Source organism: Burkholderia sp. S171, assembly GCF_009766085.1.
Lineage (GTDB): Bacteria > Pseudomonadota > Gammaproteobacteria > Burkholderiales > Burkholderiaceae > Caballeronia.
Genome location: NZ_LMUF01000035.1, coordinates 34,936 through 50,075 on the forward strand (window position 1 = coordinate 34,936; position 15,140 = coordinate 50,075).

The 15,140-nt window shown below is 60.3% G+C and carries 16 protein-coding genes; 8 read left to right on the forward strand and 8 right to left on the reverse strand.

Going from position 1 to position 15,140, the window contains the following annotated elements; genetic code table 11:
- Nucleotides 1-16: 16 nt before the first annotated feature.
- A complete protein-coding gene (locus GSQ93_RS18375; protein WP_056358215.1) occupies nt 17-274 on the reverse strand; it encodes a DUF3567 domain-containing protein in 258 nt (85 codons plus the stop codon).
- Between the two features lie 222 nt (nt 275-496).
- On the opposite strand from GSQ93_RS18375, the gene GSQ93_RS18380 reads away from it, so the two are divergent.
- Nucleotides 497-826: a hypothetical protein gene (locus tag GSQ93_RS18380; RefSeq protein WP_158937090.1), complete on the forward strand. Its 330-nt coding sequence runs from the start codon at nt 497-499 to the stop codon at nt 824-826.
- A gap of 37 nt (nt 827-863) precedes the next feature.
- On the opposite strand, the gene GSQ93_RS18385 is transcribed toward GSQ93_RS18380, so the two are convergent.
- The gene (locus tag GSQ93_RS18385; protein WP_158937091.1) at nt 864-2,090 is read right to left on the reverse strand and encodes a DUF3108 domain-containing protein; all 1,227 of its coding nucleotides are present in this window, start codon (nt 2,088-2,090) and stop codon (nt 864-866) included.
- 206 nt (nt 2,091-2,296) lie between these two features.
- Nucleotides 2,297-3,169 carry an IclR family transcriptional regulator gene (locus GSQ93_RS18390; protein WP_158937092.1) on the reverse strand — a complete coding sequence of 291 codons (873 nt, stop codon included), beginning with the start codon at nt 3,167-3,169 and terminating at the stop codon, nt 2,297-2,299.
- A gap of 272 nt (nt 3,170-3,441) precedes the next feature.
- Between GSQ93_RS18390 and GSQ93_RS18395 the strand changes: the two genes are divergently transcribed.
- From GSQ93_RS18395 to GSQ93_RS18410, 4 genes are all read left to right on the forward strand, one after another.
- Nucleotides 3,442-4,428, forward strand: a complete 987-nt coding sequence (locus tag GSQ93_RS18395; protein ID WP_158937093.1) for a fumarylacetoacetate hydrolase family protein — start codon at nt 3,442-3,444, stop codon at nt 4,426-4,428.
- A 146-nt stretch (nt 4,429-4,574) separates the two neighbouring features.
- Complete coding sequence (locus GSQ93_RS18400; RefSeq protein WP_174254646.1) at nt 4,575-5,759, forward strand: ABC transporter substrate-binding protein; 1,185 nt, start codon at nt 4,575-4,577, stop codon at nt 5,757-5,759.
- Between the two features lie 24 nt (nt 5,760-5,783).
- Nucleotides 5,784-6,611, forward strand: a complete 828-nt coding sequence (locus GSQ93_RS18405; protein WP_158937094.1) for an enoyl-CoA hydratase/isomerase family protein — start codon at nt 5,784-5,786, stop codon at nt 6,609-6,611.
- 68 nt (nt 6,612-6,679) lie between these two features.
- The gene (locus GSQ93_RS18410; RefSeq protein ID WP_158937095.1) at nt 6,680-7,456 is read left to right on the forward strand and encodes a PhaM family polyhydroxyalkanoate granule multifunctional regulatory protein; all 777 of its coding nucleotides are present in this window, start codon (nt 6,680-6,682) and stop codon (nt 7,454-7,456) included.
- Nucleotides 7,457-7,501: 45 nt separating this feature from the next.
- On the opposite strand, the gene GSQ93_RS18415 is transcribed toward GSQ93_RS18410, so the two are convergent.
- The 4 genes from GSQ93_RS18415 to GSQ93_RS18430 form a co-directional block, all read right to left on the reverse strand.
- Nucleotides 7,502-8,116: a chalcone isomerase family protein gene (locus GSQ93_RS18415; protein WP_254073928.1), complete on the reverse strand. Its 615-nt coding sequence runs from the start codon at nt 8,114-8,116 to the stop codon at nt 7,502-7,504.
- Complete coding sequence (locus GSQ93_RS18420) at nt 8,047-9,273, reverse strand: cyclopropane-fatty-acyl-phospholipid synthase family protein (RefSeq protein ID WP_254073936.1); 1,227 nt, start codon at nt 9,271-9,273, stop codon at nt 8,047-8,049. Before GSQ93_RS18420 ends, GSQ93_RS18415 begins: the two co-directional genes overlap by 70 nt.
- 64 nt (nt 9,274-9,337) lie before the next feature.
- The gene (locus GSQ93_RS18425) at nt 9,338-10,180 is read right to left on the reverse strand and encodes a DUF1365 domain-containing protein (RefSeq protein ID WP_158937098.1); all 843 of its coding nucleotides are present in this window, start codon (nt 10,178-10,180) and stop codon (nt 9,338-9,340) included.
- Nucleotides 10,177-11,481, reverse strand: coding sequence for an NAD(P)/FAD-dependent oxidoreductase (locus GSQ93_RS18430; protein ID WP_158937099.1), 1,305 nt, complete (start codon nt 11,479-11,481; stop codon nt 10,177-10,179). Before GSQ93_RS18430 ends, GSQ93_RS18425 begins: the two co-directional genes overlap by 4 nt.
- Nucleotides 11,482-11,778: 297 nt before the next feature.
- Here GSQ93_RS18430 and GSQ93_RS18435 point away from each other — a divergent pair, with 297 nt between their 5' ends.
- The 3 genes from GSQ93_RS18435 (at nt 11,779) to rfaE2 (ending at nt 14,870) form a co-directional block, all read left to right on the forward strand.
- Nucleotides 11,779-12,813 (forward strand): MerR family transcriptional regulator, encoded by a 1,035-nt coding sequence (locus GSQ93_RS18435; protein WP_254073929.1) that lies wholly within the window; start codon nt 11,779-11,781, stop codon nt 12,811-12,813.
- A gap of 532 nt (nt 12,814-13,345) precedes the next feature.
- Nucleotides 13,346-14,218 (forward strand): ferritin-like domain-containing protein, encoded by an 873-nt coding sequence (locus GSQ93_RS18440; protein WP_158937100.1) that lies wholly within the window; start codon nt 13,346-13,348, stop codon nt 14,216-14,218.
- Between the two features lie 169 nt (nt 14,219-14,387).
- Nucleotides 14,388-14,870 (forward strand): D-glycero-beta-D-manno-heptose 1-phosphate adenylyltransferase, encoded by a 483-nt coding sequence (gene rfaE2, locus GSQ93_RS18445; protein ID WP_158937101.1) that lies wholly within the window; start codon nt 14,388-14,390, stop codon nt 14,868-14,870.
- Between the two features lie 18 nt (nt 14,871-14,888).
- On the opposite strand, the gene GSQ93_RS18450 is transcribed toward rfaE2, so the two are convergent.
- Nucleotides 14,889-15,128 carry a hypothetical protein gene (locus GSQ93_RS18450; protein WP_158937102.1) on the reverse strand — a complete coding sequence of 80 codons (240 nt, stop codon included), beginning with the start codon at nt 15,126-15,128 and terminating at the stop codon, nt 14,889-14,891.
- Nucleotides 15,129-15,140 lie beyond the last annotated feature (12 nt).

Here is a 15,140-nt window from a genome sequence, read left to right on the forward strand (position 1 = left end):
ACGCCAGGTGCAACGTTTAGTGAAGGATCACCGGCTGGTTCATCAAGATGTCGAACTGGCCGAGAAACTCGTCCACATCTTCCAACGATTGTTCTTCCTGCATCAACTTCTGGACATGCTCGCGAAAGCGCGCGGCGAGTGCGCCGTCAATGAAGATTTCGCGCTGCATGGTCTTGTCCACGATCTCGTAACCCCCCGCTTTCATCGCGAGATGATTGTCCTGCGGCGGGAATTCGACTACACAATAGTTAGGGCTGTTGTAGATCATTTGCATGGCGACACTCCTTATTCCTGTTTGCCCGTAAGGCGTTTCACCGTCTTACATTGAGCGTTTGGGTTGGAATTCAAGGGGTGGCCTCGACGTAGAGACCGAAAGCCCATCGAGGACCTTTGTTAGACATTCTCCCGCATAAATGTTTCCAGAAGTGCCCTGAAACGATGTGTTTCTTCTACTGGGGACAGATGTGGCGCGTCAAGTATTGCGAATCTTGCATCCATGCTTGAATTCACCACCGCTTTCGTCTGCATCGGCGGCAATGACCCGCCTGGGCGTTTTAATCGATGCCGATTGCCCCTTCATACTGACATCGCGGATCGCATCGACAACCCCAGCGAAACCTTCAACCTATGTGAGTACAACCGCTGTGCAACCATCTCGACCCGTGCGTACCCGTTTAATCAGCACTTCCATGCTGGCCCTGTTGAGGGGCCGCAACAGTTCGCGATCGAACCCATCTTCACACATTCGCCTACGCTCTGGCATTACCTGTTTAACGGAGTTTTTCGTCGAATCTTTATGCCGTTAAGCATAGCCCGCCTGACTTAAGCCAGCGTTAAATTGCCAGCGTTGAAATAAGCCGATATCAGGGTTTATCGGATCCCGTCGCAGCCGGTGTTGCATCTTCAGACGCATCCGGCGTGCCCGCACCGGATTGCCCGGGCGTGGTGGACGGCGGTTGCAGCTTGCCGCGCCAGAGCATTTCGATCTGCATGCCATTCGGCTCCGTCTGCAGAATACGCACGGGCAGCCAGCCCAACGTGGGTGCCAGCCAGATATCGAGGCGTCGGCGATCACCGTCGCGTCGTGGCAGGCGGGTGAAATGGCGGGCCTGTACGTTGCCGTCTGCGGTCTGGACGTTTTCATCGCCGACGGTTTCTATCGGCCAGATCTCGTTGCTGTCGTTATCGGCGACGCTGAATTGACGCACTACGCCGGGTTTATAGGTATCGGGCGAACCGCGCACCAGACTCGACAACTGCATGACAACGCTGAAACGGTCTTCCGCACCGTCGGCAAGCGGCTGGTTGTTCGGTGTGCGCGTGTACACCAGTTGCTTCGTGGTGCGATCGAAGACGGTGATGTCGGCGGCGCGGCGGCCACGCTGCTCCGAGTATTGCTCGGGTGCAATGCCGAAACCATCGATATGGCCCTTGCTGGAATACACATACGGTCCGACGAACGGCAAGGGGATGGAGACGACCATCTCGTAGTGCTGGCCGTCGTTGACCCAATGAATATTGCCGACCTGATTCATCACGCCATTGATCCGCGTGTCGTAACGAAGTTCGCCCGAGGGCGGGACGCTGAATTTATCGCCGGTTGTGGGTGCTGCTGCGGCGGCGGTTGCGGCCGCTGCTTGAGAGGCTGCTGCGTCGCTTGCTGCCTTCGCCGCGGCTTGTGCTGCGGCGGCTGCTTGCGCGACTGCTGCTGCTTGAGCCGCTTGCGTTACTTGTGCTGCTTGAGCTACTTGAGCCGCCTGTTCAGTCTGTGCCGTCGTGATGGCGTGCGAGGGCTGGGGTTGCGGCACTGGCTTGGGCTTGGGAGCGGGCGGTGGCGGCGTGACAGGCTTCGGTGCTTGCGCTATCGGCTTGGGCGTTAGCAACTCGACTTGCACCGGAACATGTTCAGCCGGCTGCGGATTCGATGCGTTCCTGCTCCTGTCTACCCAGCGTCCCGCAGCCCAATGCAGTGCCACCACAACAAGCAGCACGATTAGCCACACGACCCATCGAAGGGAGGGGGCGGCGGCCAAATTGTCGGACGATGCGCCAGCATTGGGGCGACGTCGGCGAAGCAGGGAGAACGGCATCGGGTAGCTCGGAAACGCGCGTGGTCAGGCAAGCGGTAAAACGCTGCCGGGGGAACAATCGGCAACGATCATAAGAGAGCGCAAGTGATCAAAGGATCAAGCAGGGCCACGCAAAACGCGACACCGCGACACGCGCACGAAACGCATATGACTCGCGGGCACGCCGCGATGTTCCGCGCTCGTGAGCATCGTACGATCCTCAAGTCTTACCGCTCGCCCGGTTTGTACCCGAGTTCGTAAGAAAGCTGCCCCGCGCACTCGCGCAAGGCAGTGTCAATGTCGCCGCCCCAGCGGGTATCGAATGATCCTTCCTGGCCGAGCGCAATCAGCCCGAGCGCGAGATCGCCGGTCGAGTCGAACACCGGCGTGCAGAACGCATGGATGGTCGGCAGCAACATGCCTTCCACCCGCGCCGCGCCGTGCGCGCGGATTTCGGCGAGCACGGGTTCAATGTCTGCCATTGACTGCCGCGTGGCGGCGAGTTCGCGATCGAGCATCACTTGCGTCTTGCTGCGCGGTAGCCATGCTGCAAACAGCAAACCCGTCGCCGATGACAACAGCGGCATGACATCGCCGAGTTTCAACGAAGCCTTCGCCGGATAGCTTGACTCCATCCAGTGCACGACGGTCGGGCCCTGATTGCCCCACACCGCGATCCCCACGGTCAGGTCAAGCCGGTCGCGCAACCCCGTCAGCGTGATGCGCGCGAGCTTCACGCCATCGACTCGGGCGAGGCGCGCCAAACCCATCTGCAATGCGAATCCACCGAGCTCATAACGCCCCGAGACCGGATCCTGAGAGACCGCGCCAAGCCGCAGGAAACTGACCAGGTAACGATGCGCCTTCGCCGGGCTCATGCCGGCGCGCTGGGCGAGATCGCGCAGCATCATCGCGCGCGGCTCGTTGGTCAGCACGTCGAGCAGGCGGAAGCCGACTTCGATCGACTGGATGCCCGAGCGGAATTTTTCCTCGGTGGCGTCGGCGTTGTCGCTTGAATCGGCGGAGTCGAGGACATCGTCGGCTTCGGCCTGTTCGGATGAGGGCAACGCGGACGAACCGGGACGGCTGGGAGAGGGCATGGAGAAATCGATAACGGCGCGAGCCGGTTCACAAAACAAGGTTAGGTCAGAGGCGCGTGAGCGGACCAAATGGCGACGTAGACAGCTAAGGGCACGGCAACCGGCAAACGCCATCGCTGCTCAACGCCGACGTCCACCATCCCTGAAAAACGAATCGGCAAACGCAGCGAACCATTCCACCGCATCGGCCGAATCATCGCAAAACCGCCTCGACATGATTCACCATCGTAAAATAGATTTCCTCCATCGTCACTAAACGTACAAAACGGCTTATGAAACTTGCCACGCTGAAGGACGGAACGCGCGACGGCCAACTGGTCGTCGTATCGCGTGATTTGCGCACGGCGGCCATTGCCGACGCGATTGCACCGACGCTGCAACGCGCGCTGGACGACTGGACTTTTTACGCGCCGCAGTTGCTCGATCTCTCGGATTCGCTTAACCAGGGCCGCGCGCGGCACTCGTTCGCCTTCGACCCCAAAGCCTGCATGGCGCCGCTTCCCCGCGCGTTTCAGTGGGCCGACGGCTCGGCTTACGTGAACCATGTCGAACTCGTGCGGCGCGCCCGCAAAGCGGAAATGCCGCCCGAATTCTGGACCGATCCCCTGATGTACCAAGGCGGTGGCGACGATTTGCTCGGAGCCGAAGACGATATCGTGTGTGCATCGGAGGCTTATGGGATCGACTTCGAAGCCGAAGTGGCCGTGATCACAACCGACGTGCCGATGGCCGTCAAACCCGCCGACGCGCTCAGGCACGTTCGCTTGCTGATGCTGGTCAACGATGTCTCGCTGCGCAACCTTATCCCTGCGGAACTGGGCAAGGGTTTCGGGTTTTTCCAGAGCAAACCGGCCACGGCGTTCTCGCCGGTCGCGGTCACGCCGGACGAGCTTGGCGATGCATGGCACGAGGGCCGCGTGCATCGGCCGATGACCGTGCATTGGAACGGCAAGAAAGTGGGCCAGCCCGATTGCGGCACCGACATGGTGTTCAACTTCGGCGAATTGATCGCCCACGCTGCGAAGACCCGCAATGTGCGCGCGGGATCGATCGTGGGTTCGGGCACGGTCTCGAACAAGGATACGAAGCGGGGTTACTGCTGTATCGCCGAGAAGCGCTGCCTGGAGACTATCGAACACGGTGCGCCCACAACGGAGTTCATGAAGTTCGGCGACAGCGTGAAGATCGAAATATTCGATGAAGCCGGCAGGTCGATTTTCGGTGCTATCGATCAGTCGGTCGTGGCGCTGAATGAGTAGCTGAACGAGTAGCCGATGAATAAGCGACGCCGCCAGTAAGGGGTTTCGCCCGATGCGCTCACATGCTGCACCGCCCTACACTTGCCGCATTGCGTCGAAACGCTTACAAAAACCTGCGTCGGCGCACTCACAACAAGGAGACTTCGATGCAGTCAGGCGGCAGATGGGGAGCGGCGGTCAGGCAATTGGGAGTGGGTGTCTTGCTCACACTCACAGTTTCAACGGCGGCTTGGGCGCAGACGCCGCATGTGAAGATCGGGCTGGTGCTGTCATTGACGGGGCCGGCGGCGTCGCTGGGCATTCCGGCACGCGATACGGTGGCGTTGCTGCCAAAGGAAATGGGCGGCCGCCCGGTGGATTACATCATCCTCGATGACGCCTCCGACACCACCCAAGCCGTGCAGACCACGAAGAAGCTGATTTCCGAAGATCACGTGGACGCGATCATCGGTTCATCGATTACGCCGAACTCGCTTGCCATGATCGATGTGGTCGCCGACGGTCAGACGCCCATGATCTCGCTCGCGTCTTCATCGAAGATTATTGAACCGGTCGATGCCAAACGCCACTGGGTCTTCAAGACGCCGCAAACCGACGCCATGATGGCGTCCGCCATTGCCGAACATGCCAGCAATCATGGCGTGAAAACGATGGCGTTTATCGGTCAGGCCGATGCACTCGGCGAGACCTTTTATGCAGAAGTCGCGAAGTTCGCGCAGCTTCACCACATCACGATGGTGGCAAACGAACGCTTCAACCGTACCGACACCAGCGTGACCGGCCAGGTCCTGAAGATCCTCGCGGCGAAACCGGACGCGGTCGTCGTAGGCGCAGCGGGAACGCCCGCCGCGCTGCCGCCGAAGACGCTGCGGGAACGCGGCTACAAAGGCGTGATTTATCATAACCACGGCACGGGCAATCGCGACTTCCTGCGCGTGTGCGGGGCGGATTGCAACGGCACGTTCTTGCCGACGAGCCCGGTGCTCGTCGCGTCGCAACTGCCTGACGATCATCCGGCGAAACATCTCGCGCTGGAGTACATCAAACTGTATGAAACGAAGTACGGCGCTGGCACGGTTTCGGCGTTCGGTTCGTATGCGTGGGACGCGGGCATGTTGCTGAACCGCGCGGTGCCGATTGCGTTGAAGGCGGGTGCGCCGGGCACGCCAGAGTTCCGCGGCGCCTTGCGCGATGCGCTGGAAAACACGAAGAATTTTGCGGACTCGAACGGCCTCGTTAACATGACGCCGAACGATCATATCGGTCTCGATCAACGTGCTCGTGTAATAGCGGAGATCGAGAACGGCAAGTGGATCTATCAACCGCGTTGATTTCTTTTTAGCAAAGGCACGACCATGAGCGACCTGTCTCTTTACGCGCATTACACGTCGCTGGAATTGCGGCGGCACGACCATGGCGTGCTTGAAATCGTGATGAACGGCGAGGGTGCGAACAAGAGCGGACTCGCGACGGCGGACGCGAACATGCATCGCGAGCTGGCGGATATCTGGCGCGATATCGATCGCGATCCTGACACGCGCGTGGCGTTGATTCGCGGCGAGGGTAAGGGGTTTTCGGGTGGCGGCGACTTGCATCTGGTCGAACAAATGGCGTCGGACTTCGAGGTCCGCACGCGAGTCTGGCGCGAGGCGCGCGATCTCGTTTATAACGTGATCAACTGCAGCAAGCCGATCGTCTCGGCCATGCACGGACCGGCGGTTGGTGCGGGACTGGTGGCAGGCCTGCTCGCCGATATTTCCATCGCTGCGAAAACGGCGCGCATTATCGATGGGCACACGCGGCTCGGTGTGGCCGCCGGCGATCACGCGGCAATCGTGTGGCCGTTGCTGTGCGGCATGGCGAAAGCGAAGTATTACCTGCTGTTGTGCGAACCGGTGAGCGGCGAGGAAGCGGAGCGCATCGGGCTGGTGTCGCTGGCAGTGGACGAAAGCGAATTGCTGACGAAAGCATTCGAGGTCGCGAATCGTTTGGCGCAAGGTTCGCAGACCGCCATCCGCTGGACTAAATACGCGCTGAACAACTGGCTGCGAACGGCCGGCCCGGCCTTCGATACCTCGCTGGCGCTCGAATTCATGGGCTTTTCCGGGCCCGATGTGCAGGAAGGCATCAAGTCGCTGCGTGAGCGGCGCGCGCCGGAGTTCCCGGGCGGATCGCCGTTTTAGGTCCGCATCGACTATCTTGTGGTTTCCGCCAAATTCAACCGTACCCGCAGCATCAAGGAGAAAGTCTCATGACCGATACGCCCGGTGGTACGCCGCCCTTTGGAAGCTTCCCAGGCATGACCGGTTTTCCCCAGGGCGACATGATGGAAAAGATGTGGGACATGATGAAGCTGAACCCGTTCGCGGCAGCCGCTGCGCCGGGCGGATCCCCGTCGCTGTCCATGATGTCCGACATGCTCGCGCCGCTCACGAACGTGGAAGAACTCGACAAGCGCATCAAGGACATGCGTGCGGTCGAGCAATGGCTCAAGCTCAACCTGAACATGCTGCAATCGGCTATCCAGGCGCTGGAAGTGCAGCGCGCGACGCTTGCCACATTGCGCGCGTTCGGCGCGTTCGCGCAGTCATCGGTGGAGAAGGCGAAGACCTCGTCGGCGGCGTCATCGGCTGCTTCCGGGTGGCCCGCGCCGCCGCCGGAAAAGCCGAAGGCGGAAGCGCAGCCGCAGCCGAAGCCGGGAACGGAAGCGCCAAATGAAGCCAGCGGGAACGACGCTTCATTCGATCCTTCGGGCTGGTGGAACTTGCTTCAGTCACAATTCAACAACCTTGCAACGCTGGCGATGGCGCAACAAAATGCCGGCGCCGCCGCGCCGAGCATGAGCACGGATGAAGACGAAAACGGCGATGACGACAACGACAACGACAACGATAACGACGGCGATGACGACGTAGAACCGCCCGAAGCCGCATCACCGCCGAAAGCCGACGCGCCACCCGCGGACAAGAAAGCCGCAGCTAAGAAAGCGCCTGCCAGAAAAGCGGCGCCACGAAAGAAGCCGCTTTGATCCACGCTTCAAGCGGCGTTGTGGCTATGCGCTTGAAACGCTAACCTACTGCGCCGCGCCGTTGGCGAGCAACTGGTTGCGCAAGCCCGGCGCCGACGTGCGCGGATCGAGCCAGATCGAGAAGAAAGCGCGAGCGAAGTCGTCGCCGGGAATCGTGCCGATGACTTTATCGTCAGCATAAAATGTCGTGCCGCGTTCCGGCACAAATACGCCAATGACATGATCTCCCGGCTGCACGTCCGGGAAGATCTTTTCCAACTGCGCTTGCCATTGCGCCGTCTGTTCTTTGCTCGCCACCTTCAGCTCGTCCATTTCCTGACGGCCTCTCTTGGCGATCGCGGGCCCCTTGAAAGCACGCGCATATTCAATATCCAGCGCAAACGGCCGCGCCGTCAATTCCTTGCTCGACAGACCCGTCGGCCCGACAAACAGTTTGGCGTCGTAGATATGAAAACCGTACATGCGCAACTCGCCTTCGCCCTGCACGCGCGCTTGCGGAATCGTCTGACGCACGACCGATGCGGCGTCGAAAGCAAATGCCTGAATCGGCAAGACGATCAGGATGACAGCAAGCGCAGCGATCCTGGCAATCAGGCGTGTTCCAGCGTGAACTGGATGACGTCGGTGTTCGAGTGCGCGAACGCGGCCTCGCAATAACATAAGTAAAAGTCCCACAAGCGGATGAATCGTTCGTCGAATCTTTGTGCACGAATCTCGTCGAGCCGCGCAACAAACGCGTTGCGCCACATCCTGAGCGTGCGCGCATAGTCGCGGCCAAAGGAGAACTGGTTGACCACTTTCAGCCCGTGGCGTTCCGCCGATTGCGCGAACACGGCGGGCGAGGGCAGCATACCGCCTGGAAAAATATACTGCTGGATAAAGTCGCTACTCGTCCGGTAACGATCGAACAGCGCATTGTCGATAGTGATCGTCTGCACGCATGCCCGGCCGCCACGCTTGAGATTGCGCTTGATGCATTCAAAGTAACTCGGCCAATATTCCTCGCCCACGGCTTCGAACATTTCGATGGATGCAATTGCGTCGAACTGGCCGTGGGTATCGCGGTAATCCTGCAGGCGGAGATCCGTCTGGTCGCTGAGCCCCGCGTCTGCCAGACGCTGCTGCGCGTAAGCGAGTTGTTCCGTGGACAGCGTCAGGCCGGTCACATTCGCTTTTGCTTCACTTGCAGCGAGTTGTGCGAATCCGCCCCAGCCGCAACCGATTTCCAGCACGCTTGGATTGACGCCTTCGAGTTTCAGCTCGTTCAACAGCCGCCGGTATTTCGCGCGTTGTGCGTCGTCGAGCGTCTGGTCCGGCGAGCCGTCGAAGAGCGCGCTCGAGTAGGTCATCGTGCTGTCGAGCCAGAGCTTGTAGAACGCGTTGCCGAGGTCGTAATGCGCGTGGATATTGCGGCGGCTGCCTTCTTTCGTATTCGCGTTGCGCAGATGGCGGAAGCGGTTCGTCAGCTTGCCGAACCACGAACCGTAGATCACGGCTTCTATCGTCGTGCGGTTACGCACCATGATGTCGAGCAGCGCGGCGAGATCGTCGGTATGCCAGTCGCCCGCCAGATAAGTCTCTGCAAAACCGATATCGCCGCTCTTCAGCGCCGCCGCACATACGTTCCAGTTAGTCAGCACGACACGCGCGTAAGGCGGGTTGCCGGGAGCGTCGGGCGCTTGTCCGAAACGGCGCGTGGTGCCGTCGGGGAGATGGACCTCGAGGACGCCGTATTGAAGCTGGCTCAAGAGCCTGAGCACCACGCGCGCAGCCGCGGGTTTTCGTAACGCGCCGTGGGTCCGCAGCAGGGGCCGCATGAACCAGGATGCAACCGGACTGCGTAACGATGAAGGGGAGGAGGGCTGTGTCGACATTTGCAAGTCACCTGGTCGGCAATTCGGCCCGCTCGTGCGAGACGTTCGCAGCCGGCGGAGTGGGTTTGCTCAGAAACGGCACGCGCTTGAAGAACAGTTTCAGCGCTTGCCAATGGATTTTCGCGACGACGCCAAACGTCATCAGCGGATAGCCGAAAAACACGCGCAGCACGTTGCGGGCATCGAGCGGGCGCGCGCTTCCCGCGATGCTGGTCAGCAGTAGCGGACCTTCGCCATCGTCGTAGTCAATGCGCGCGAGTGAGCGCAACGGTTTGCCGCGTTTCGGCGATGCAAACATGAAGCGGAACGTGTACTTTCCTTGCACCTTGCAGAACGGCGACACGTGGAAAACCTTGGTGGCCGTAAGCGGCGTGCCGTTCAGGACGCCACTGCCTGGATCGAGCAGATAGCAATGGCGCTCGCCGAAGGTATTGTTCACTTCGCAGACCACGGCGCGCAACGTGCCGTCCGCGCGCTCGCAGAACCAGAAGCTCACCGGATTGAAAACGTAGCCCAGCACGCGCGGGAACGTGTGCAGGAAGATCTCGCCGGTGGCGTCGTGGATGCCGTTTTCATGCAGCATCGACTCGATCCATTGGAGCGCCGTTTGTCCCTCTGCACCGTGGTCGCTGTCGTGAAAGCTTAGTAAGCCGAATCGATTGGTCGCGAACAAGCGTGAATCGCGCTGCGCGCCTTGGGCCAGCCTTGCGGCGCGTGCGCGCAGCGGTAGCCGCAACGTGTAGACGCCGTACGAGAACGCATTGCGTGCCGGGCGTAGCCGCTTGTGTCGCACGGGCCCGACGAGCAGCAGGTCGGGGGCATCGAAGGATTGAGAGGCGGGCGTGCTCATGCTGCAAGCGCCGGTTCGTTGCTGCCTAATGTTGCGAAGGTCGCAAGGGCGGTCAGCTTCGCCGCCGCTGCCAGCCCGGACTTCAGGCCGTCCTCGTGGAATCCGTAGCCGGTCCATGCACCCGCGAACCACGTATTGCGTACGCCTTGCATCGACGGCAAATTGCGTTGCGCCTGCACGGCGGCTTGATCGAATACAGGGTGGCTGTAGGCGAACTCACGCATCACCGTGTCGGACCGCGGCTCACGCACCGGATTCAGCGAGACGATGACGGGCGTCTTGAACGGCAACGGTTGCAGCTTGTTGATGAGGTAATGCACGCATAACTGCGGCTCACCGCCCAGCTTGCCGGTGCGGCTTTCGTAGTTCCATGCCGACCATGCACGTTGCGCCGGCAGCAGCGAAGTGTCCGTATGCAACACTGCGCGATTCGGCGCATAGCCGATCGCGCCGAGCGTGGCCGATTCGTCATGCGAGGGATCGGCGAGGAGGGCCAGCGCCTGGTCGCTATGGCACGCAAGCACAACGTGATCGAAGTGTTCCAACCCTCGCGCGCTATCGATCTCCACGCCCTGCGCACTGCGTCTCACCGATGTCACGGGCGCATCGACGCGGGCATCGCCTATGACGGGCAGCATCCGCCGCACGTATTCGCGTGCGCCGCCGTTGACGGTGTGCCATTGCGGCCGGTCGTTGACCTGCAGCAGGCCGTGGTTATGACAAAAGCGAATCAGCGTGCCAATAGGAAACGCCATCATCTGCGATGTGGAGCACGACCAGATCGCGCCGATCATCGGCAGCAGATACCAGTCGCGGAATGCCGTCGAAAACTTTTCGCGTTCGAGAAAACTGCTCACCGGCTCGGCGAGTTGAACGTCCTTGCCAGCCCGCGCCAATGCGGTGGTCGTGCGGTTGAAGCGGAGGATATCGGCCAGCATGCGCAGGAATGCCGGGCGCAGCAGATTGCGACGCTGTGTGAAGACCGTGTTCAGGTCGCTGCCCGCCCACTCCAGCCCACGGTCCGTCAGCGATACGGAGAACGACATATCGGTCGCGGTGGTCGGGATGTCGAGCTCTTCGAACAGCTTCACCAGGTTCGGATAGGTTTGGTGATTGAAGACCAGGAAACCGGTATCCACGCCATGCGTGATGCCGTCGAGTGTCACGTCCACCGTGTTCGTATGACCGCCAAAGTAACTGCCGGCCTCGAACAGCGTTACATCGATACCCGCCTTGGCCTTCGCCAGCCTATAAGCGCAGGCGAGTCCAGAAATCCCCGCTCCGATTACCGCAACTTTCATGACGTTGCTCCGTGTGTCTTTATCTTTTGTGTCGACTGCCTGATGGCTCTGACGGCTCTTTGTTTGGAACTACCGGCGGCGGCTCATGCCGCGTTCAAGGTGATTTACGCAATCCCGGTCGCGATGGATGCACGCAGCGGGAATTAAACGGTCATTTGCTGACAATGTTTTGTCCACTGCAAACTAGAATTTTCGTCTATGATCAATAATGTTTCGAATTGTTGTGAAAGTCCATAGATAATGGAATTGAGGCGATTTTTGCTTCGCTGTCTAATTTCTATATTCAAGAGTTTGTCCATGACAAATACATCGGAAACCGGTCTGTCCATGAACGTTACGGCGAGCAGTGAGGCTGGAGCGGTGGTGATTCCCGACACAACGGACACGCCGGAGGACGGTACTGCGGCGGATATCGCGGGTATGGCGGGCATTGGCATTGGTATTGGCGCGATTGCTAACGAGATCGGGCTGACCAAGGACACGTTGCGTGTCTGGGAGCGGCGTTACGGCTTCCCGCAACCGTTGCGGTCATCGGGTGGCGAGCGGCTCTATCCGCAAGAGCAGGTGACCAAGCTCCGGCTGGTCAAGCGCCTGCTGGACGCGGGCCACAGGCCGAGCAAAGTGTTGCCGCAATCCATCGTGCGGCTGCAGCAGCTGGCTGAAGATTCAGGCTTGGGGCAGGACGCGCCGGACGTGGAACTGGACCGGCTCGTTGAGCTGCTGCGCGTAGGCCGCTACGACGACTTCCGCTTCGAGCTGCTCAAGCGCGCCACGCGCGAAGGGCTCGCGCGTTTCGTTCTCGACGTGGCTGCGCCGCTCACGGCAAGAGTGGGCAATGCATGGGCTGCAGCCACGCTGCAGGTCTATCACGAGCACCTGTTCAGTGAAGCCATGCAGGTCACGCTGCGCTCACTGATGCGTCCGCTTTCCGAAGCTTTGCGCGGGCGCGGCACGCATCCGCGGGTGCTGCTCACCACGCTGCCGGGCGAGGGGCATGGGCTTGGCATCTTGATGGCGGAGGCCATGCTCGCGCTGGCCGATTGCGAATGCATTGCGCTTGGAACGCAGACGCCGCAGCAGGACATTGTCGACGCCGTCCTGGCCCATGAAATCGAAATTGTCGCGCTGTCGTTTTCCGCTTCCATGCCCGTGCAGGCCGTGGTCAACGGACTCACGGAGTTGCGCGCGGTGCTGCCTCCGAAGGTCGCAATGTGGGTCGGCGGCAGCAGCCCCGCATTACGGCGCAAGCTTCCTGACGGCGTGCTGAACGTCGCGGGACTTGGGCCGATTGAAGACGCTGTAACGCAGTGGTGCCATAGTGCCATGCTATGATCGACGGGCGGTTTGTTGCATGGTCTGCTGCACAGTCTGCTTCGCACTACGGGCGATGCGGCGAAGGCAGCCCGGGCGTGACCAGCGTTACGATTCATGGTTGAACCGGGGCGTAGCGGAAACACGTTGCGCCTTGCGCCTGTCACGCACGAAAGGCATGCTTCACGCGGCGTACGCAGCAGTACGGCGGAGTAAGTCTGACAAGGGGCTCGCCAAGCAACACGGTTTTAACAAAGTATCAAAAAAGGCTTTAAACGAGTTGCATCACAGCTCGCGCTTCGTACTTACCTCAGGCACAGGGTTCGCTCCTTACCCACGGTAGACATTGCAACGCCGCTTACTGCCGCGTTTGCAACGGGCAAAAAGTCGCAGAAGGACGCGACAGGCGCTTCTTTACCGTTTTTGCATCTGAGCGCCTGATTCCCGCGTAAAATTGAAAGCTTCGCCGCTGGCGGCGCGGATTCCCGCGCGTAGCCGGCTAAAGTTACAACAGACAGAACTGTCGCACTACGTTGCAAACCAGGGGTGGACTATGAACACGATGCTTTATCCGGAACTGTATAAATCGCTGGAATCGGTTCGTTGGGACATGGAGAAAGATATTCCCTGGGACAAATTCGACTCGGCGCTGCTCACCGACGAACAAGCCAAGACCATCAAGATGAACGCGATCACCGAATGGTCCGCGTTGCCCGCCACGGAAATGTTCCTGCGCGACAACCACAACGACAGCGATTTTTCGGCGTTCATCAGCGTGTGGTTCTTCGAAGAGCAGAAACACTCGCTCGTGCTGATGGAATACCTGCGCCGCTTCAAGCCTGAAATGGTGCCGACCGAAGCAGAACTGGACGCCGTTCGCTTCGAATTCGATCCCGCTCCCCCGCTCGAAACACTGATGCTGCACTTCTGCGGCGAGATCCGCCTGAACCACTGGTACAGGCGCGCGGCCGAATGGCATACAGAGCCGGTGATCAAGCACATCTACGAAACCATTTCGCGCGACGAAGCGCGTCACGGCGGCGCGTATCTGCGTTACATGAAGAAAGCGATGACGCAGACCGGTGATATCGCGCGCGCTGCGTTCGCGAAGATCGGTGTCCTGATGGCTTCGGCACGGCGCACGGAAAAACCGCTGCATCCGACCAATCTCCACGTGAACCAGGCGCTGTTTCCGCGCGACACCATTCAGTCGCGTTTGCCGGATCCGGAGTGGCTCGAACACTGGCTCGACGAACAAATTCGTTTCGATGACAGTTGGGAAAAGAAAGTTGTCGAACGGATCCTGCATAACCTTTCCATTCTGTTCGAGCGTTCGTTCGTCACGGCGCAGGAGTTGAACCGGTATCGCAAGGAAGTGGTGTTGCGGCTGCAGGCTGCACAAGCCGCATCGCAACTGCCGGCCTGACGGGAATTCCAGCTTGTTGTTCTGAACGGCCCGCCGGTTTGTGACCGGCGGGCCGTTTGTTTATGAAGGGCGCGTTCCATGCGCAAACACGTTTGTACGTTGCTGTAAGTAAACGCGCCGGCACGCGTGGCACACTACGCTCCTTCTGAATCCCTCATCGCTTATAGACATGCCCGCTCCTTTCGAACGCAAGATCATGACGCGCGACGCGCTCGCTGCTGTGCGTCCGCAATTCGCGTCGCCGGTGGTTTTCACGAACGGCGTCTTCGATATCCTGCATCGCGGCCATGTCACTTATCTCGCCGATGCGAAGGCGCTAGGTGCAACGCTGATCGTTGGCGTGAACAGTGACGCGTCGGTGCGCATGCTCGGCAAAGGCGACGACCGGCCGATCAATCGCGAAGACGATCGCATGGCGCTGCTGGCCGCGCTGGAAAGCGTGGACTGGGTGGTGAAATTCGAGGAATCGACGCCGCTTGAGCTGATCGGCGAACTGCATCCGGACGTGCTGGTGAAAGGCGGCGATTACGACATGGACAAGCTGGCGGAATCGGCGCTGGTGCGGAGCTGGGGCGGCAAGGCGCTGGCCATTCCGTTCGAGCACGATCGCTCTACAACCGCATTGCTCAAGAAAGTGCGCACGCAGGGATAAGTGCGTTAGCCGAAACGATTATTGCGCGAGCGGTGCAGCCTGCACGGCGGCCGAGGGCGCGGGGCCACCGACCACGGCCTGATCGGCGGCTTCTTCGGGGGTGATCGGGCGAACCCGTACCAGTTCCGGATGCACTTGCCGGTCGAGATGTTGCGGTTCGCGACCGCCGGCCGACGGCAGCGGTCCGAACACGCCTTGCACGACAACGAACATCAACAGGTTTGCCAGAAACAACAGGGCGAGCAGCCAGCGCAACATGGAAAGCGCTCC